Source organism: Deefgea sp. CFH1-16 (genome assembly GCF_016881365.1).
GTDB lineage: Bacteria > Pseudomonadota > Gammaproteobacteria > Burkholderiales > Chitinibacteraceae > Deefgea.
In genome coordinates this window covers 2,347,061-2,364,739 of the sequence record NZ_WLYT01000001.1, presented here as the reverse complement: position 1 = coordinate 2,364,739, position 17,679 = coordinate 2,347,061, and the positions used below count along the sequence as shown (strand labels likewise).

Annotated in this window: 18 protein-coding genes and 1 pseudogene; 8 read left to right on the top strand and 11 right to left on the bottom strand. The window is 51.0% G+C overall.

What is annotated here, in order from left to right:
- Positions 1–142: 142 nt before the first annotated feature.
- The 6 genes and pseudogenes from GKO28_RS12905 (at position 143) to aroA (ending at position 5,137) form a co-directional block, all read left to right on the top strand.
- Positions 143–391, top strand: coding sequence for a hypothetical protein (locus GKO28_RS12905; protein ID WP_173533408.1), 249 nt, complete (start codon positions 143–145; stop codon positions 389–391).
- 79 nt (positions 392–470) lie between these two features.
- Entirely contained in the window at positions 471–848 is a 378-nt protein-coding gene (locus tag GKO28_RS12900) for a hypothetical protein (RefSeq protein WP_182076529.1), read from the top strand.
- A gap of 237 nt (positions 849–1,085) precedes the next feature.
- Positions 1,086–2,007: pseudogene (locus GKO28_RS22920) on the top strand (branched-chain amino acid transaminase).
- A gap of 169 nt (positions 2,008–2,176) precedes the next feature.
- Positions 2,177–2,374, top strand: a complete 198-nt coding sequence (locus tag GKO28_RS12890; RefSeq protein WP_182076528.1) for a zinc-finger domain-containing protein — start codon at positions 2,177–2,179, stop codon at positions 2,372–2,374.
- Between the two features lie 234 nt (positions 2,375–2,608).
- Entirely contained in the window at positions 2,609–3,619 is a 1,011-nt protein-coding gene (waaF, locus tag GKO28_RS12885) for a lipopolysaccharide heptosyltransferase II (RefSeq protein ID WP_203564317.1), read from the top strand.
- A gap of 228 nt (positions 3,620–3,847) precedes the next feature.
- Positions 3,848–5,137 carry a 3-phosphoshikimate 1-carboxyvinyltransferase gene (gene aroA / locus GKO28_RS12880; protein WP_182076527.1) on the top strand — a complete coding sequence of 430 codons (1,290 nt, stop codon included), beginning with the start codon at positions 3,848–3,850 and terminating at the stop codon, positions 5,135–5,137.
- 128 nt (positions 5,138–5,265) lie between these two features.
- Here aroA and GKO28_RS12875 read toward each other — a convergent pair whose 3' ends face one another.
- From GKO28_RS12875 to kdpF, 9 genes are all read right to left on the bottom strand, one after another.
- Positions 5,266–5,898, bottom strand: coding sequence for a hypothetical protein (locus GKO28_RS12875; RefSeq protein WP_182076526.1), 633 nt, complete (start codon positions 5,896–5,898; stop codon positions 5,266–5,268).
- 277 nt (positions 5,899–6,175) lie between these two features.
- Complete coding sequence (gene kdpE, locus GKO28_RS12870) at positions 6,176–6,871, bottom strand: two-component system response regulator KdpE (protein ID WP_182076525.1); 696 nt, start codon at positions 6,869–6,871, stop codon at positions 6,176–6,178.
- Positions 6,868–8,160 (bottom strand): ATP-binding protein, encoded by a 1,293-nt coding sequence (locus GKO28_RS21605; protein ID WP_282099300.1) that lies wholly within the window; start codon positions 8,158–8,160, stop codon positions 6,868–6,870. The genes kdpE and GKO28_RS21605 overlap by 4 nt, the downstream gene beginning before the upstream one ends.
- Positions 8,135–8,956: a DUF4118 domain-containing protein gene (locus tag GKO28_RS21600; RefSeq protein ID WP_307839013.1), complete on the bottom strand. Its 822-nt coding sequence runs from the start codon at positions 8,954–8,956 to the stop codon at positions 8,135–8,137. Before GKO28_RS21600 ends, GKO28_RS21605 begins: the two co-directional genes overlap by 26 nt.
- Complete coding sequence (locus GKO28_RS20115; protein ID WP_247646537.1) at positions 8,892–9,563, bottom strand: hypothetical protein; 672 nt, start codon at positions 9,561–9,563, stop codon at positions 8,892–8,894. The genes GKO28_RS21600 and GKO28_RS20115 overlap by 65 nt, the downstream gene beginning before the upstream one ends.
- 74 nt (positions 9,564–9,637) lie before the next feature.
- Positions 9,638–10,240 (bottom strand): potassium-transporting ATPase subunit KdpC, encoded by a 603-nt coding sequence (gene kdpC / locus GKO28_RS12860; protein WP_374220729.1) that lies wholly within the window; start codon positions 10,238–10,240, stop codon positions 9,638–9,640.
- 341 nt (positions 10,241–10,581) lie between these two features.
- Positions 10,582–12,642 carry a potassium-transporting ATPase subunit KdpB gene (gene kdpB / locus GKO28_RS12855; RefSeq protein ID WP_182076523.1) on the bottom strand — a complete coding sequence of 687 codons (2,061 nt, stop codon included), beginning with the start codon at positions 12,640–12,642 and terminating at the stop codon, positions 10,582–10,584.
- A gap of 93 nt (positions 12,643–12,735) precedes the next feature.
- On the bottom strand, positions 12,736–14,553 hold the full coding sequence (kdpA, locus tag GKO28_RS12850; protein WP_182076522.1) for a potassium-transporting ATPase subunit KdpA: 1,818 nt from the start codon (positions 14,551–14,553) through the stop codon (positions 12,736–12,738).
- A complete protein-coding gene (gene kdpF, locus GKO28_RS12845; protein WP_182076521.1) occupies positions 14,554–14,643 on the bottom strand; it encodes a K(+)-transporting ATPase subunit F in 90 nt (29 codons plus the stop codon). It lies immediately after the preceding gene.
- A 305-nt stretch (positions 14,644–14,948) separates the two neighbouring features.
- On the opposite strand from kdpF, the gene GKO28_RS12840 reads away from it, so the two are divergent.
- The gene (locus tag GKO28_RS12840) at positions 14,949–15,740 is read left to right on the top strand and encodes a type 1 glutamine amidotransferase (protein ID WP_182076520.1); all 792 of its coding nucleotides are present in this window, start codon (positions 14,949–14,951) and stop codon (positions 15,738–15,740) included.
- A 143-nt stretch (positions 15,741–15,883) separates the two neighbouring features.
- Here the strand turns inward: GKO28_RS12840 and msrB are convergent, their stop codons facing one another.
- On the bottom strand, positions 15,884–16,276 hold the full coding sequence (gene msrB, locus GKO28_RS12835) for a peptide-methionine (R)-S-oxide reductase MsrB (RefSeq protein WP_182076519.1): 393 nt from the start codon (positions 16,274–16,276) through the stop codon (positions 15,884–15,886).
- Between the two features lie 79 nt (positions 16,277–16,355).
- On the opposite strand from msrB, the gene GKO28_RS12830 reads away from it, so the two are divergent.
- Positions 16,356–16,679, top strand: coding sequence for a hypothetical protein (locus GKO28_RS12830; RefSeq protein WP_182076518.1), 324 nt, complete (start codon positions 16,356–16,358; stop codon positions 16,677–16,679).
- Between the two features lie 98 nt (positions 16,680–16,777).
- Here the strand turns inward: GKO28_RS12830 and GKO28_RS12825 are convergent, their stop codons facing one another.
- Entirely contained in the window at positions 16,778–17,566 is a 789-nt protein-coding gene (locus GKO28_RS12825) for a ChaN family lipoprotein (protein WP_182076517.1), read from the bottom strand.
- Positions 17,567–17,679 lie beyond the last annotated feature (113 nt).

Sequence of the window (17,679 nt, the reverse complement as noted above, 5' to 3'; positions counted from 1 at the left end):
ATCGCTGACAAAATAAGCTAAGCTAAACCCAAAAGGTAATTCCACACCGAAAACTAGCCAGCACCAGCAATAAGCAAGTCAGCCAATCTAATTAGGTATCTAGCTTTAAAGCCTATAAATAAACGCATAGCGAGGTATACCCATGAAATTCACTACTAAAAAATACGGACTCCTCGGTTTGGGATTCCTGCTTGTTGCCGGTTTGGCCAGCGCCAGCGCGACAACCGAGCGCACCCAACTGGCCAAAGACAATCATGGCTGCGTGGGTGAAGAAGGCTATTCATGGTGCGTAAAACAAAAACAATGTGTACGCCCCAGCAAAGTATTAATCGACAATGATCTCGAACTCACCGCAGAAAACTTCCATAATTTTTGCGAAAACAATCGTTAAACTTCACCACCGCGAGACTTGGGCATGTTGCTTCATCTCAAGCATGCCTTCTTCGCCACCACCAACAAGAATCATGACCATGAATAAATCCCTGCTTTTTACCCTGCTGTTAGCTTGCAGCAATCTCTATGCACACAGCGATATCCCGATTCAAGCCGAACACGGCGGCACAGTCAAAGAATCTGCCGCAGGCCATCAACTGGAACTCAGTTACCGCCCTGACTCACTCACGCTGCATCTCAAAGATCACGACGGCCGCCCAATCAAAACCAGCGGCGCTAGTGCGGTGGTGATTTTACAAAACCAGCAACAACAACGCCGAGTTGCACTTACACCGAGCGGGGGCAATCAACTCAGTACTCAGGGCGATTTTGCGGCACTCGCTGGCAGCGTCGCCATTATTCAATACACGCTTGCTGGGCAAAAATTAGAACAAGCGCGTTTAACACTGCAATAAACCCGAACCCAGCACCGTAAATTCGACCTGACTGCAGTGACCCAACGCGCGCGGCAGCCACGGCATTAATGCAAATAGCAGCCTATTGCCACCGCAAAAAACGGGGGTTTAAATCACAAATCTTACACATACCCCAGCAGCGTGTAACTCTGTGTACGGCGCTACGCAGAATCCCCTATTTTTAAGTTACAATCACCGTCTTTATTAGAAACCCAGAACTCAGGCAGGAGAGCATCGATGTCAATGGCAGATCGCGACGGCGTTATTTGGTATGACGGCAAAATGGTACCTTGGCGCGAAGCCACGACCCATGTGCTGACCCACACTTTGCATTACGGCATGGGCGTTTTTGAAGGCGTTCGCGCTTACGAAACCAGTACCGGCCCTGCGATCTTCCGCCTGCAAGATCACACTAATCGCCTGTTTAATTCGGCCAAAATTCTGAATATGACTTTGCCGTTTACCCGCGAAGAAATTAACGCCGCGCACATCGCGGTGATTAAAGAAAACGGCTTAAAATCGGGCTATATGCGCCCAATGGCGTTTTACGGCTCAGAAAAACTCGGCATCGCGCCGCCAAAAAAAGACGTGCACATTATCGTTGCCGCTTGGCCTTGGGGTGCGTATTTGGGTGAAGATGGTTTGGCCAAAGGCATTCGCGTTAAAACGTCGAGCTTTTCACGCCCACCACGTGAATGTGACGATGTGTAAAGCCAAAGCCAACGGCAATTACATGAATTCAATCATGGCGCACGATGAAGCTGCGGCCGATGGTTACGACGAAGCGCTATTGCTCGACGTGGATGGTTTTGTCGCTGAAGGCTCGGGCGAAAATATTTTCGTCGTGCGTGCTGGCAAGCTGTACACCCCAGATTTGACCTCGTGCTTGGACGGGATTACCCGCAATACGATTTTCCAAATCGCCACTGAGATGGGCCTGCAAGTCATCGAAAAACGCATCACCCGCGATGAAGTGTATATCTGTGACGAAGCATTCTTTACCGGTACGGCTGCCGAAGTCACGCCGATTCGTGAACTCGATAACCGCACCATTGGTTGCGGTAGCCGTGGCCCGATCACCACTGAAATCCAAAAGCGTTATTTTGATATCGTTCAAGGCCGTAACAGCCACCATGCCGATTGGCTCACTGCCTGCTGATAAACACCGTTGGGTGGGTTGACGGTTTTTTGCCGCAGACCCACCGCTAAGAACAACGCCGCTCTAACCGCATCCGCTGCACGATGGCTGACAGCCGATGAGTCTCGGCGTTTTTTTAGATACAATGCAGCGAGCTAACCCCTACAAAATCCTCATTCGGAGTTCAACTATGAGCGTTAAAGAATCGCAAAAAGACATCGAAGTACTGGCTAAAGACTTGCCACTGCATTGCCCAATGCCAGAAATGAGCAGCTGGAATTCGCATCCTCGCGTGTTTCTCGATGTTAGCAAAACTGGCACCGCCCAATGCCCATACTGTGGCACGACGTATCGCCTTAAAGCTGGTGAAGTTGTTAAGGGTCATTGATATACCCCGTATAAAAGTTGTATGGCAAGGCGTCTAAGCCACTGGCAACGCTCAAAGTGAAACCGCGATGATCGCGGCAAGCAGCAAGCCCAAATCGCCAACCGCAGCCGCCCGCAGCCAGATTGATCAATAAAGCGGCTTAATACGCCGCTTTTGTCGTTGATAAGTCGTAAAATAGGGCTTTGCCACGCTGCGGCGACACGCGTTAACACCGCGCAGTATTTAGGAAAATTAATTTTGAAACGAATTCTCATCGTCGCTCCCGCTTGGGTGGGCGATGCCATTATGGCCCAGCCCCTGTATGCACGAATCAAAGCGCGCCACCCTGATGCGCTAATCGACGTGCTCGCGCCTGCATGGACGCGACCGCTGCATGCGCGGATGGCCGAAATTAACGATTTGATCGACGCGCCATTTACCCATGGCGAACTCAAATTACGTGAACGCTGGGCCTTAGCCCGACAAATCAAAGCCCGCGGCTATCATCAAGCGATTGTGCTGCCGAACTCACTCAAATCGGCCTTAGTGCCGTTTTTTGCTGGCATTGCCAAGCGCACCGGTTGGTTGGGTGAAATGCGCTATGGCTTACTCAATGATGCGCGCGAGCTAGACCCGATTTTGCTACCGCAAATGGCGCAGCGCTTTTACGCCCTGGGTGCCGATGCGGGCGTACCGCTCACTGAAGCCATGCCGTTTCCGGTACTCACCATCAACGCCGACGCGCGCGATGCCACGGTGCGTAAACTCGGTTTAAGTTTGGATACGCCCATCGTCGCCATTTGCCCGGGTGCAGAATACGGTCCAGCCAAACGCTGGCCTGCGGTACACGCCGCAGCATTGGCCAATCGATTGATCGCCGAAGGCCAGCAAGTTTGGCTATTGGGATCAAATAAAGACCAAGAAATTTGCAGCGAAATTCGCCAGCTCGCGCCGCAAGTCCTCGATTTAGCCGGCAAAACCAGTCTGGCCGAAGCGATTGATTTAATGTCGCTCGCCAGCAGTGTGGTGTGTAATGACTCGGGTTTAATGCATGTGGCCGCCGCATTACAGCGCCCTTTAGTGGCGGTGTTTGGTTCGAGCTCACCGAGCTTTACCCCACCGCTGGCGATTAAGGCCAAGATTGTGACCCTTGATTTAGAATGCAGCCCCTGCTTTGCCCGCGTTTGCCCACTGGGGCATATGAACTGCCTCAATCAACTTGAAGCGGATCTGGTGTATACCGCGCTCAATAAATTAAAAACATAATTAGCTCGGCAAAAGTGCCCGTGCATCGTTGCTTGGCCTTGCGCGAAAACTTTGACCAATAACTTAGTTTGCAGCAAAGCAGTACCAGCCAACGCCGCTGTTGGCGCTCAATCGCGGCGCACCGAGCCAGTCTAAATCGATGCTTCAACAACAGCGCCACTGATTGAGCTCGCCAGCGAATCGATCAGCGCTGCCCATTTAACACCGTGTTATTTTTAGGAAACCATGATGGAATTTCTGGATCTTGCCCCGATTGCGGGCGTGAATGGCAGCGTTGCCCTGCCCGGCTCAAAAAGCATTTCAAATCGCACGTTGTTACTGGCAGCATTGTGCCAAGGCAGCACCCGTGTCTTGGGTTTACTCGCTTCGGACGACACCGAACGCATGCTCGAAGCCCTCACGGCGCTTGGCATCAAGATCGAGCAAATCGGCAACAGCCGTGATTTTATCGTGCATGGCTGTGGCGGTGAATTCCCGGTTAAACAAGCCGATTTATTCCTTGGTAACGCTGGCACGGCGTTTCGCCCATTGACGGCGGCGCTAGCGTTTGCTGGCGGCGATTACCGTCTTTCTGGCGTGCCACGCATGCACGAGCGCCCAATTGGCGACTTGGTAACCGGCTTACAGCAAGCGGGCTGCAATATCGAATATTTGGGCAACGAAGGCTTTCCGCCACTACAAATTCGCCCCGGCAGCGTGACGAGCAATCGCATTGCCGTGAAGGGTAATGTCTCCAGCCAGTTTCTGACTGGGCTGTTGATGGCGATACCCCTCACCCAGCGTGATATGACGATTGATGTGATCGGCGAATTGATCTCTAAACCGTATATCGAAATCACACTGAATTTAATGGCCAAATTTGGCCTGAAAGTCGAGCGTAAAAGCTGGAACGAATTTTTCATCCCCGGCGGCCAAAGTTATACCAGCCCCGGCGAAATCCACGTTGAAGGCGACGCATCCAGCGCGTCTTACTTCCTCGCTGCCGGTGCCATCGGTGGCGGCGTGGTGCGCGTGGAAGGCGTGGGTTCAACCAGCATTCAAGGCGATAAACGTTTTGCCGATACGCTGGCAGAAATGGGCGCGGTGATTACTTGGGGACCCAACTGGATTGAAGCCGCACCACCGGCGAGCGGCCAGCTCACCGCGATTGACGTCGATCTCAACCACATCCCTGACGCCGCGATGACCATCGCCATTGCCGCGCTCTACGCCAAAGGCACCACCACCATCCGCAATATCGAAAGCTGGCGCGTCAAAGAAACCGACCGCCTTTCGGCCATGGCCACCGAACTACGCAAAGTCGGTGCCACCGTAGTTGAAGGCCAAGATTGGATCTCGGTAACGCCACCCGCAGCACTCACCGCCAACGCCGAAATCGACACCTACGACGATCACCGCATGGCGATGTGCTTCTCACTGGTGGCGATCAAAGGCGTACCGGTTCGCATTAACGACCCCAAATGCACCGCCAAAACCTTCCCAACGTATTTTGAAGAATTGGCACGGATCGCGGATTAAACACCGAACGCCGAAATGCAAAAGCCGCACTATTCGTGCGGCTTTTTTATTGAGGTATTGCACTTCAAGCATTGAAATTTACAATCTACAATGAAATACATCCATTCAAGATATACAACCGAAGTGCATTACACCGCTTCAATCAATCTTGTTGTAGTGAGCTTCTCGCTACACCTATCAGCCAGTATCCTACCTAGATCATCAACCTCAGCATATGACCACTGATATGAAAGATGGTTACCGGCGAAAATTTCAAATGTGTTGCCAAGATATGTGACTGTAGTAAATTGGCCCTTTGGTAAATTGCTACCAGTCAACTTAACTAGGTGCTCAATCGCCGTTGCTCCATGAACAAACATAACCTGCGGCCGAATTGACTTCAGAAGAAAATCAAAGACTCGTGTATTACGCAGTGACGCATCAAGATCAGACTCCCGAGGGGAAGCAAATGGGAAAATATTCGTTTCTAAACAGCGAAGTGTCCCCATAGCCTTGAAGAGTCTTTCAATACGCGCTCGTGTGGGACTTAAACGCCCATGTTTAGCGCAGTAATCTTCCATCCATCCTCTTTTGTTGCAACCCTTTATCGCATTCCAATGTGGCCAAAACTCGCTGTTTTTTCCCGGATTGATTCCAACCAAAAATATCGGGCATCCAAATGGTAGCCCTTCGCACAAGAAGGGCCGAGCATCATGTTTTACACCAATCAACTCTCGGAGCTCTTGATCAAATTGCAGGAGGTCAGAAGGAGCATTCAGCATCTAATTATTTTCCTTGGATTTAATACTCGACACATAGATTTACATGTAATTAGGCGTAACCTTACTTATAAAGTGGAGTTAGCTCTTAACCTACAATCGGCAAAGATTACGCTGTCTAAAAATTCAGTGTGCACCGAATTAATACAATAGCGTTCTTAATATCGCGTAGGGTGTGCAAATCCGCAGGGTTTGCGCACGCGGATAGGCGCATTTGTTCGAGCGTTTAGCCATTCAACCACCGAGACCTAATCAGAGCATTCAACGCGCCAAGCGCAGCCTAACCCGCTACAAGGCGATAGCCCACGCCAGTTTCGGTGATTAAATGCTTGGGTAAAGCAGGGTCGACTTCGAGTTTTTGGCGTAAATGCCCCATATATACTCGCAAATACTGGCTCGATTCGCTGTGATTGGGGCCCCAGACTTCGCGTAATAATTCGCGCTGGGTGATCACTTTGCCGGCGTGCCGAATTAAGGTGGTTAATAGCCGATATTCAATCGGGGTTAAGTGAATGCTTTGTTCGGCGCGGTAAACTTGCCGGAGTACTAAATCGACTCGCACTTCACCAAAAACAAAATTTTGCTCAATCTTGGCGCTATGCCCAGTATGCCGACGCAATAACACCCGAATTCGCGCCAAACATTCATCCACGCCAAAGGGTTTACTTAAATAATCATCGGCACCGGCGTCCAGTGCGGCGACTTTTTCGTTTTCTTGTGATCGCGCAGACAGTACCAAAATCGGTAAATCAGTCCAATCGCGTAATTGCCGAATCACTTCTAGCCCATCCATATCGGGCAGGCCTAAATCTAAAATCACTAAATCCGGCTTACGGCTGGCGACGGCCATTAAGCCGCGCTGTCCGGTTTCGGCTTCAAACACATGCATGCCCGCCAAGGCCAGCGTAGTGTGTAAAAAACGCCGAATCGGCGCATCGTCTTCAATCAAAACCAAGGTGGCAGACAGCTCGTTCATTCTAATTCCGGGCTAATAAGGGGCGGGTTGCGGCGCGGTAATGTAAAGCTAAAATGCGCGCCGGTGGGGCTAAGATTACGCGCCTGAATTTGGCCACCGTGCGCTTGAATAATCGCGCGACAAATCGCCAAGCCTAAACCCACGCCGGGCGTTGCCGATTCACTGGCGCCGCGAGTGAATTTATCAAATAAGCGTTCCGCTGCACCAGCGGGTAAGCCAGCGCCATTGTCGCTGACCATCACTCGAATCATTTCTGGCTCGAGCTGGGCGCTGATCAGCACTTCACTGCCTACGGCGGTATATTTAGCCGCATTTTCTAGCAAATTAACCAAAACCCGCTCAATCAACACCGCATCATATTCAACAAAAGGTAAATCAGCGGGTAATTGCACTCGCAGCTGATGCTGCGCCAAAGCATTGCGGCATTCGCGCGCAGCGCTGCCGACGACTTCTTCGAGCAGCTGCCATTCCATTTTGAGCGAAACCCCCGATTGCAATTTGGCCATATCGAGTAGATTAATCACCATGCTATTCATGCGTAGTGCTTCTTGTTGCAAGGCCAAAACAGTCTGGTTTTGCTCAATAACCGATAATTGCCCCGATTGTAGCAAACTAATGCTACCGATTAAGCTAGTCAGCGGAGTGCGTAAATCATGCGACACCGCCGATAACACGCTATTGCGCAGTCGCTCGCTTTCCATCACCACAATCGCATCTTGCGCGACTTCAACGTAATGCACCCGCTCTAAAGAAATCGCAATCTGACTGGCGCAGGTTTCAAGTAATCGCTGCTGCTCTGGGGTGGCAATAAATAAATTGGCGTTAGCAATTAAACCCAATACGCCGCGCAAGCGCATTGGCGCTTTGAGCGGTAAATACCTTGCTTTGCTAGCTGGTAAAGTCTGCGTGCCGCGCCCTGCGGGCTCGCTATGATCAAACACCCATTGCGCCATGCCCAAATCAAAGTCCTGCCCATTGCCCGCCGGCTGCAATTGATCTTGTGCATCGGGCAATAAAATCAGCACTTGAGCATCAAACAATTCGGCTAAGCGCCGTACCCCAATTTCAACCACGCTGGCGGCGGTTAAAGCGCCGGCCAATTCACGACCTAATTCATATAAAGCGCGAGTTCGGCGCTCTCGCGAGGTCGCCACTTGCGCCTCAAAGCGCAACCGCGCCGCCAATTGGCTAATAATCAGCGCCACAATCAACATCAGCGCAAAGGTAAACAAATACTGGGTATCGGCAACCGTAAATGACCATTTAGGCGCAACAAAAAAAGAAATCAAACGACAATACGCTTAAGATCGACGCGGCGACGCCAGGGCCGCGGCCACAACGAATCGCCACCAGCACCACGGTCAATAAAAACACAATCACCACATTGGCTAAATCAAAGACATTTAATAGCGCAGCGGCCAGTAAGGAAGTCAAACAGCAAGCACCTAGCGCCAAGCCATAACCACGCCAATCGGTTTTGGCCTCTTGCTCGCTAAAAAATGAGCTTTTCATTACGCTGCCCTGCCCCTCGCTAGGGCTGTCGCTTAATTCATGCGCCACCACATAAACATCGACGTCTTGGGCTTGTTGCGCCAATTGCTCAAACAACGGCAAGCGCCATAAGCGCGAGATGCCACTGCGTCTGGATTTACCCACGACTAATTTAGAGACATTGCGGCTTTGAGCGTAGGCGAGCAATGTCGCAGGTAATTGAGTACCAGCGAGCACGCTGGTTTCTGCGCCTAATTCTTGCGCTAAACGCAAACTGGATAAAATTTGCTCGCGTTGCCGCTCGGTTTGCCGCTGTAATGCCGGCGTTTCCACATAAATCGCCAGCCAATCGGCATGCAAACTCGCCGCTAAGCGCGAAGCGCTACGAATCAGTTTTTCCGCATCTGAACCCGGCCCAACACAAACCAATAAACGCTCACGCGTTTGCCAAACCGGCTGAATCGATTGATCGGCGCGATACGCTCGCATTTGCGCATCCACTCGATCTGCCGTGCGGCGTAAGGCCAATTCACGCAGCGCCAACAAATTGCCTTTGCGAAAAAAAATGCGCTGCGGCTCGATCAGCTTGCTCACCCAAATACACCTTGCCTGCTGCCATGCGGCTGAGTAATTCTTCGGGCGGCAAATCCACCAACGTCACTTCATTGGCTAAATCAAACATGCGGTCCGGTACGGTTTCGCGCACCACCACACCGGTAATCTGCCCAACAATGTCATTGAGGCGCTCTAGATGCTGAACATTGAGCGTGGTAAATACATCAATGCCCGCCGCCAAGAGTTCTTCAACGTCTTGCCAGCGTTTTAAATGGCGGCTACCCGCCACATTGGAATGCGCAAACTCATCCACCAAAATGAGTGCCGAGGGATGCAATAAGGCCGCATCCAAGTCAAACTCGGCCAATTTCCGGCCGCGATACTCGATCAACTTGGGCGGTAAAATCGCTAAACCTTGCAATTGCGCTTGGGTTTCGCTGCGCCCATGCGTTTCAACCACGCCCACCCAGACTGCCTGCCCTTCACGCTGGCGCGCTTGTGCTGCGGCGAGCATGGCGTAGGTTTTGCCAACACCGGCACAAGCACCAAAAAAGATTTTTAAATGCCCACGAGTGGCCGCAACATCGTCACGCTGCAATTGCGCCAATAGCGCATCGGGGTCGCGGCGCAGGGCTTCAGTCATCATTGGGTCTATTCCTAGTTTCAAACCAGCGCAGCGCGTGGACCGAATCAAATGGCCAACGCGCTGTCGTGAAGGGGTTACGGTGCGTTAACGGTTGCTGGCTGCGCGAGTTGATCCAGCGCCAAATTCAGTTCAAGTACATTCACCACCGGTTCGCCAAATAGGCCCCATTGTGCGCCTTGGGTGTAAGTTTTGACGAGGTGCTGAACTTGCTCGGCACTTAAATTGCGAGCTTTTGCAACACGCGACACCTGATATTGCGCGGCGGCGGCGGGGCTAATGTGTGGATCCAAACCACTGGCCGAAGCCGTCACTAAGTCCAAAGGAACTGGCCCTTGCTGCGTTGGATGCGCTGCTTGAATGGCGCTAACGCGATCTTTAACCAGGCTTAAAAAAGCTGGATTAGTTGGGCCTAAATTTGAGCCTGACGATGCGGCAGCGTTATAGGCCATCGGGCCAGTTGCTGAAGGTCGCGACCAAAAATAATGCGGCGCGCTAAAGGCTTGACCAATTAAACGTGAACCAACGATCTGGCCATTGCGTTCAATAAAATCTCCGGCCGCTTGCTGCGCAAACAAAGCCTGCGCTGCGCCAGTCACCAATAAGGGATACAGCCCACCGGTGAGCAAGGTTAAGGCGATCAATAAAACCAAGGCTGGGCGTAATTGCTGAAGCATCATACTGTCCTTTTAAAATGGGGTGCAGATACCCACCCCATGTATTTTATTCAATCTCAGACTAGATTTAAGGAGGGTCTGTTGACATTTGGTTTGCCAGCCGCGTTTGTGCGGATTTTGGCCTGAGGCAAGGCACGAAGTGCGCAGCGTAGTCATTCTACGCCAGCGCTTTGTAACGCAGCATCAGGCCAAAAGCCGCCAAACCGAGTTGTTATATATAAAAATCCGGCTGGGCGCTTTTCGCGGCGTATCGTACGTTGTAGCAAGCTCACATAGAATGACTATGCACTTACTACGCCTTGATTCGCCGCGAAAATCGATCCAGCGCGGCGGGAAACCAAACGTCAAAAGACCCTAGTAAGCAATACATCGATTAATTTAATACCGACAAAGGGCACCAACACCCCGCCCAAACCATAAATCAGCATGTTACTGCGCAATAATTGCGCCGCGCTTTGCGCCCGATATGGCACGCCTTTGAGTGCCAATGGGATTAGCACGATAATAATCAGCGCATTAAAAATCACCGCCGATAAAATCGCCGATGCGGGCGAATGTAAGCCCATCACGTTGAGGGTATTGAGTTGCGGATAGGTCAAAGCAAAGGCCGCCGGAATAATGGCAAAGTATTTGGCAATGTCGTTGGCCACCGAAAACGTCGTCAATGCGCCGCGCGTCATCAGCATTTGTTTACCGATTTCGACGATTTCAATCAATTTGGTGGGGTTTGAATCCAGATCCACCATATTGCCGGCTTCTTTGGCGGCCTGTGTGCCGGTATTCATCGCCACCGCCACATCGGCTTGCGCCAAAGCGGGCGCATCGTTGGTTCCATCACCCGTCATCGCGACTAATTTGCCTTCGCTTTGATTTTCACGAATCAAGGCCAATTTGGCTTCGGGTGTCGCTTCGGCTAGAAAATCATCGACCCCAGCTTCGGCAGCAATCGCAGCAGCGGTCAGCGGATTGTCACCGGTAATCATCACCGTTTTAATGCCCATCGTTCGCAGTTGGGCAAAGCGCTCTTTAATCCCACCTTTCACAATGTCTTTCAGCTCAATCACCCCCAAAACTTGATGATTTTCGCAAACCAAAAGCGGCGTAGCGCCCCGACGTGCCACCTCATCGGCCAACTTGCCAACGATTTCGGGGAATTGCCCGCCCGCCTCATTCACATAACGACGAATCGCATCCACCGCCCCTTTCCGAATTTCGCGCCCATCATAATTCACCCCACTCATGCGGGTGTTGGCGCTAAAGGCAATGAATTCCACTTCGTGCGTGAGCAATTGGCGTTCACGTAAATTAAATAATTGCTTGGCCAACACCACCACACTGCGACCTTCTGGGGTTTCATCGGCCAAGGAGGCAAATTGGGCGGCATCGGCCAATTGCGCTTCAGCCACACCCGGCGCCGGAATAAACTTCACCGCTTGCCGATTACCCAAAGTGATGGTGCCGGTTTTATCCAACAACAACACATCCACGTCGCCAGCGGCTTCAACCGCTCGCCCCGAAGTGGCAATCACATTTGCGCCCAACATGCGGCTCATCCCCGCCACACCGATGGCAGACAATAAACCGCCAATCGTCGTTGGAATCAAACAAACCAGCAACGCCACCAACACCGTAATCGACACCGGTGAACCCGAGCCACTGCTGACAACGCTAAACTGTGAAAACGGCAGCAACGTCACGGTGACGACTAAAAACACAATTGTTAACGCCACCAATAAAATGGTTAACGCGATTTCATTGGGGGTTTTTTGCCGTTTTGCGCCTTCAACCATCGCAATCATTCGATCCAAAAACGCTTCGCCCGGATTGGCGGTCACCCGCACCACAATCCAATCGGACAGCACGCGTGTGCCCCCCGTGACCGCCGAAAAATCCCCACCCGCTTCGCGAATCACCGGCGCCGATTCACCAGTAATCGCCGATTCATCGACTGAGGCGACGCCTTCTACCACTTCGCCATCGGCGGGAATCACTTCACCGGCGTTAATTAAAATCCACTGCCCTTTTCGCAAGCTGGCGCTGTCGGTGATTTCGGCAGCAGCAGTATGTAACGGTGCTTTGAGCTGGCGCGCCATCACGTTTTTCTTGGTATCGCGCAAACTGGCGGCCTGCGCTTTGCTGCGTCCTTCTGCCAAACTTTCGGCAAAATTGGCAAACAACACGGTAAACCACAGCCATAAAGTAATCGCCGCAATAAATCCAGTTGGCGCTTCACCTTGACCGAGTAGCGCTTGCCCGAGCAATAAAGTCGTGAGGATGGCGCCAACATACACCACCAACATCACTGGATTACGCCATTGCACCGCTGGAGAGAGCTTAGTGATCGCCCCCCAAATCGCCGGCCGAATCAGCGCCGGATCGAGTAAAGAAAGAGTTTTGCTTGTCATATTGCATATCCTTGATCGCGAAATATTAATACAGCCTAGGTATTGCCATATAAACCTTAAATATAAAGGGCTATACAGCAATACCCTTTATAATTACTGCGCTATCATTTGCAGTTGTTCTACAATCGGGCCTAAAGCGAGCGCCGGAATATAATTGAGCATGCCAACCAAGAGCACCGCGCCAACCAGCAGCATGACAAACAGTGGGCCATGCGTTGGCAAGGTACCAACATTCACCGCCAACCGAGGCTTGGCAGCTAAAGATCCCGCCATCGCCAGCACCGCAATAATCACGGCAAAGCGGCCAAACCACATGGCTAAGCCTAACAGCACGTTATAAAACGGAGTGTTGGCCGATAAGCCGGCAAAAGCCGAGCCATTGTTGTTGGCCGCGCTCGATAAGGCATACAGCACCTCGCTAAAGCCATGCGCTCCCGGATTAAAAATCCCAGCTTGTCCCGCCGTGGTACTGACAGCCAAGGCCGTACCTAACAGCACCAATAAAGGCGTGACTAAAATCACCAGCGCCGTCATTTTCATTTCGAAACTTTCGATTTTTTTGCCTAGATATTCAGGGGTGCGTCCCACCATTAAGCCGGCAATAAACACCGCCAAAATCGCAAACACCAACATGCCATAAAGGCCCGAGCCCACACCGCCAAACACCACTTCACCCAATTGCATCAGTAGCATGGTGATCATGCCGCCCATGGGCGTGAATGAATCGTGCATGGCATTGACCGCCCCGCATGATGCGGCGGTGGTAATGGTGGCAAATAGGCTCGATGCCACAATGCCAAAGCGCGTTTCTTTGCCTTCTAGATTGCTGGTTTGATCAACCCCAAAATGAGCAAAGGCCGGATTACCCACTTGTTCGGCGCTGACAATCACGCCATACGCCAAGACAAACAAAATGGTCATCGCGGCCAAAATCGTCCAGCCTTGACGATGATCGGCAACCCTATGGCCAAAGGTGAAGCACAGCGCTGCAGGGATTAAAAAGATCGCCAACATTTGCAAAAAATTACTCAGCGGCGTTGGATTTTCAAACGGATGAGCGGAGTTGGCATTAAAAAAACCACCTCCATTGGTACCGAGCATCTTGATCGCTTCTTGCGAGGCAACGGGACCCATCGCGATCAATTGGCTGTTTTGGCTGATGGTTTCCATGACTGGCTTGCCAGCTGCGTCTTGCATTGGCTGGCCTGCGGCATCCAATTTGGCTTGCGAGTAGCTTACCGCATCCAGCGTGCTCACCGTTTGGTAGGGTTTAAAGTTTTGGATCACGCCCTGCCCAGCCAGCAACAACGCCAAGACGAAGGCGATCGGCATTAATAGATACAGCGTAATGCGCGTTAAATCCGCCCACACATTACCAATACTCACCGCCGCTGGCGCAGCGGTACGCACACTCTGGCTTTGGTGGTTGGCAAAACCGCGAATCAAGGCAATCGCTACGGCAATCCCGCTGGCGGCAGACAAAAAGTTTTGTACTGTCAAACCGAGCATTTGCGTCAAATAACTCATCGTCGCTTCGCCGGAATAACCCTGCCAATTGGTATTGGCGACAAAAGAAATCGCCGTATTAAAGGCCGAGTCTGCCGAGACCGCGAGCATCGCTTGCGGATTGAGTGGCAAGCCACCTTGGCTGCGCTGCAATACATACAGCGCAATAAAACCCAAAAGATTAAACAATAACAAGCCCAAGGCATAAGCCTGCCATTTTTGCCCTTGCTCAGGCTTCACCCCAGCCAAGCGATAAAAACCACGCTCAATCGGACTAAGCCAGCGCAAAAACAGCGGAATCTGCCCCGCCATCACCCGATTGATCAGCAAACTCACCGGCCAAGCTAAAGCAATGAGCACGCCCAAATAAAGGATTAACTGCAATACCGCGTTAGTACTTAGCATTTAAAAACGCTCCGGTTTAAACAAGGCAAAAAATAAATAGCCCAATAACACCACGGCACATCCGGCCGCTATCCATTCAAATAAGCTCATGCTTGCCCCTTACTTTTTGCGCATAAATTCACTAAGCCCCTTAAAGCCAGCATAAAAACCGCCATGATTGCCAGATAAATCAAATCCACCATACAGCCTCCAAAAAGGCGAGAACGCCATGTGCTCACTGTAAGGAATTCAAACTAAAGCCCATGCAAAAATAGGGCGCATCGGTATAAAGAAAGTATAAAAATGAGGGTTGATGCGGCGTTTTTATGGTTTTTTAATGCTCGAGCACGATCTATTTACACCGTGTTTTCAAAGGAAAAACTAGGCTTAGCTTCTCTTTAGCGCAGGGAAAAAACATGAAACCGATTGCGATTTGTCGCCATGATTTAAGCCAAGGTCCAGCCTATTTAGAAACGTTTTTAGCGCAGCACGATATTCCCTATCGCCTATTTACCATTGATGCAGGAGATGCACCACCGACTCGCGCCAGTGAATTTAGTGGGATTGTGCTGCTAGGATCCAACGCCAGCGCCAATGATGGCTATAGCTGGATTCGTCGCGAAGATCGCTTGTTGCAAGATGCATTACAAAAAAATTGCCCGATTTTAGGGCATTGTTTTGGTGGGCATATGTTGGCTCGCGCGCTCGGGGCCAATGTGCGCCGCAATAGCGTGCCGCATATTGGTTGGGGCAAAGTATGGGTCACTACATTTAGCGAGGCCAAATACTGGATGGGGTCAAAACGGGAGTTAGATCTGTTTCATTGGCATTTTGAAACATTTGCGATTCCACGCGGCGCCAAGCGCGTGTTATTTGGTCGGCATTGCATGAATAAAGGTTTTGCACTCGGCCCGCATTTGGCCTTGCAATCGCATTTAGAAGTCACTGCAGACAGTATTCGAGCTTGGTGTGCGAGTGATCATGCCCAAATTGAGCAGCACCAGCATTTAGCCTCAGTGCAAAGTGAAGCCAGAATTTTGCAGCATCTGGATGAAAAAGTCGCCGCACTGCATCAAATTGCCAACCACACCTATCAACAATGGCTGCGCCCGATTGCACCAGCCAGATTAATCCCTGTGCAGCATATCTACGAGCATCAACGCCCACATGGCGGAGCGTGCTGGGGGCACATGATGCCCACACGCTAAAATCTGCTTCTCGCGGATCGCAAATTAAAGCCCGCGAAAACCCAATAAAAAGCCGCACTATTTAGTGCGGCTTTTTGTTTTTTTACATTGACGTATTGCCATGTAGGCTATGAATTTAAAGATCTACAATCAAATACATATCCCTACTTGGCCTCAAAATCCAGCGCCACCGAATTAATACAATAACGCTCACCGGTGGGGGCTGGGCCGTCGGGGAAGACGTGGCCTAAGTGCGCGTCGCATTGTGTGCAGCGCACTTCAACACGCTCCATGCCGTGACTGCGATCAACAATACGTGTGACGCCAGATTCGTCGGCCGCCAGCGAGAAACTTGGCCAACCGCAACCGGCATCAAATTGATCGACTGAATCAAACAACAGCGCACCACAGCAGATGCAATGGTATTGCCCTGCGGCACGGTTTTTTTCGTATTGGCCGCTAAATGGGCGCTCGGTGCCACTTTGTCGTGTCACGTAATACGCGGCGGGGCTGAGCTGAGCCTGCCACTCGGCATCGGTTTTGCTGACTTTTTCCATTGATTACTCCTTAGATCATCTACAGCCTACGGTTAAACTGCTAACATCAAACTTAAATGTTTCTTATGAGCCTACCATTATGTTTTATGCCCGTCGAAATGCCCAAGGTGAAATCACCTCTCTTTCGGTGGACGCTTCGACTGATACCCAAGAACGGCTCGATAGCAACCACCCTGATGTAATCAGTTTTTTGGTGAAATCGGACGAAGTTTTTTACTCACTCGATACCGATTTAATTCGCGTGATTGAAGATTTGGTCGACGTATTAATTGATAAAAATGTACTGCGACTGACCGATTTACCGCTACCAGCGCAAAACAAATTACTCTCGCGTAAAAAAGTGCGGAATACCTTAAAAAATTCACTGAATATTTTAGTCGACAATGATGAAGGCTTGATTTAAATCCCTACTCGATCAGCATTCCGCACGCGTCGAGCAGCCATAAAAAATGGGCGCGAATCTTTCGCGCCCAAATTACGCCTGACGCTCAATCTGGCAATTTACGACTTGTTTAATTGCAATGTCGCGCAAGGATCTGGGCGTTGCGCTGCAGGAATTGGGTGTACTTCATCAAAATAATGTTCTTGCTCTGATTCAACAAAGCCCACCGAATACGCTTGCGGCAACCATTGGGCTACGCCGATATCACGGCGGGTATGTCCGTTACCCGCAATCAATACAACGCCTTGCGACAAATACGGTGTCATCACTTGCGCCATTAAGCGATCTCGAGCGATTTGCGCCCGCGCCATGGGTTCTTCCATCGCCAGCGGTAGTTTTCCACAATGCCCTACTTGCACTGCTTGGCGCTGCCCAGCTAAAACGGCGGGCGCAATAGCCGCATTTAAATCCATGCCCGCCAAACTAGTTAAACTCGCTTGCGGGTTTTTCATCAAGGTCGCGGCGTCTTGGCGCGATAAATTGGCCGCCAACAAGGGCAAATCATATTGCATCGCCAATTGAATAATCGGTCGATACAAAGGCCAATCCCAGCGCGCGCCACCGGCTTTTTTAATTAGAAAATCAACGTCTTTCGGGCGCTTGGCGCGCGCTTGATCCATGTCGGCTTGCCGTTCAACGTCAAATTGTTCCATGGCAATCGCTGCCCGCCAACCGGCTTTAATTCGGGCTTTGAGCCATGCATAGCGCTGCTGATGGCCCTGCGCATTGTCGTGTACTTCGCCCAATAACACCACGGGCTGATCTGTCGGCGCAGCGGATTGCAAAGAACTAGGCGACTGACAGGCGGCCAATAAGCTCAGTAGTAATAAGGGATAGATTCGTTTCATTCGCTGATTGTGCCATTGAAGGGAGGGGTTAATTTTAGGGGTAAAGATTATAACTTGCAAATGAGAATAAATATCATTAACATGCAGACCACAAATTGATAACGATTCTTATT

Bases quoted from the DNA above. Each gene is read 5' to 3' on its own strand.
- msrB (WP_182076519.1), bottom strand. From the start codon at position 16,276: ATGGAAAAAGTCAGCAAAACCGATGCCGAGTGGCAGGCTCAGCTCAGC.
- GKO28_RS12840 (WP_182076520.1), top strand. From the start codon at position 14,949: ATGAAACCGATTGCGATTTGTCGCCATGATTTAAGCCAAGGTCCAGCC.
- GKO28_RS12890 (WP_182076528.1), top strand. From the start codon at position 2,177: ATGAGCGTTAAAGAATCGCAAAAAGACATCGAAGTACTGGCTAAAGAC.
- GKO28_RS12830 (WP_182076518.1), top strand. From the start codon at position 16,356: ATGTTTTATGCCCGTCGAAATGCCCAAGGTGAAATCACCTCTCTTTCG.
- GKO28_RS12875 (WP_182076526.1), bottom strand. From the start codon at position 5,898: ATGCTGAATGCTCCTTCTGACCTCCTGCAATTTGATCAAGAGCTCCGA.
- GKO28_RS20115 (WP_247646537.1), bottom strand. From the start codon at position 9,563: ATGATGACTGAAGCCCTGCGCCGCGACCCCGATGCGCTATTGGCGCAA.
- kdpB (WP_182076523.1), bottom strand. From the start codon at position 12,642: ATGACAAGCAAAACTCTTTCTTTACTCGATCCGGCGCTGATTCGGCCG.
- GKO28_RS12825 (WP_182076517.1), bottom strand. From the start codon at position 17,566: ATGAAACGAATCTATCCCTTATTACTACTGAGCTTATTGGCCGCCTGT.
- GKO28_RS12905 (WP_173533408.1), top strand. From the start codon at position 143: ATGAAATTCACTACTAAAAAATACGGACTCCTCGGTTTGGGATTCCTG.
- kdpE (WP_182076525.1), bottom strand. From the start codon at position 6,871: ATGAACGAGCTGTCTGCCACCTTGGTTTTGATTGAAGACGATGCGCCG.
- kdpF (WP_182076521.1), bottom strand. From the start codon at position 14,643: ATGAGCTTATTTGAATGGATAGCGGCCGGATGTGCCGTGGTGTTATTG.
- aroA (WP_182076527.1), top strand. From the start codon at position 3,848: ATGGAATTTCTGGATCTTGCCCCGATTGCGGGCGTGAATGGCAGCGTT.
- kdpC (WP_374220729.1), bottom strand. From the start codon at position 10,240: ATGATGCTTCAGCAATTACGCCCAGCCTTGGTTTTATTGATCGCCTTA.
- GKO28_RS12900 (WP_182076529.1), top strand. From the start codon at position 471: ATGAATAAATCCCTGCTTTTTACCCTGCTGTTAGCTTGCAGCAATCTC.
- kdpA (WP_182076522.1), bottom strand. From the start codon at position 14,553: ATGCTAAGTACTAACGCGGTATTGCAGTTAATCCTTTATTTGGGCGTG.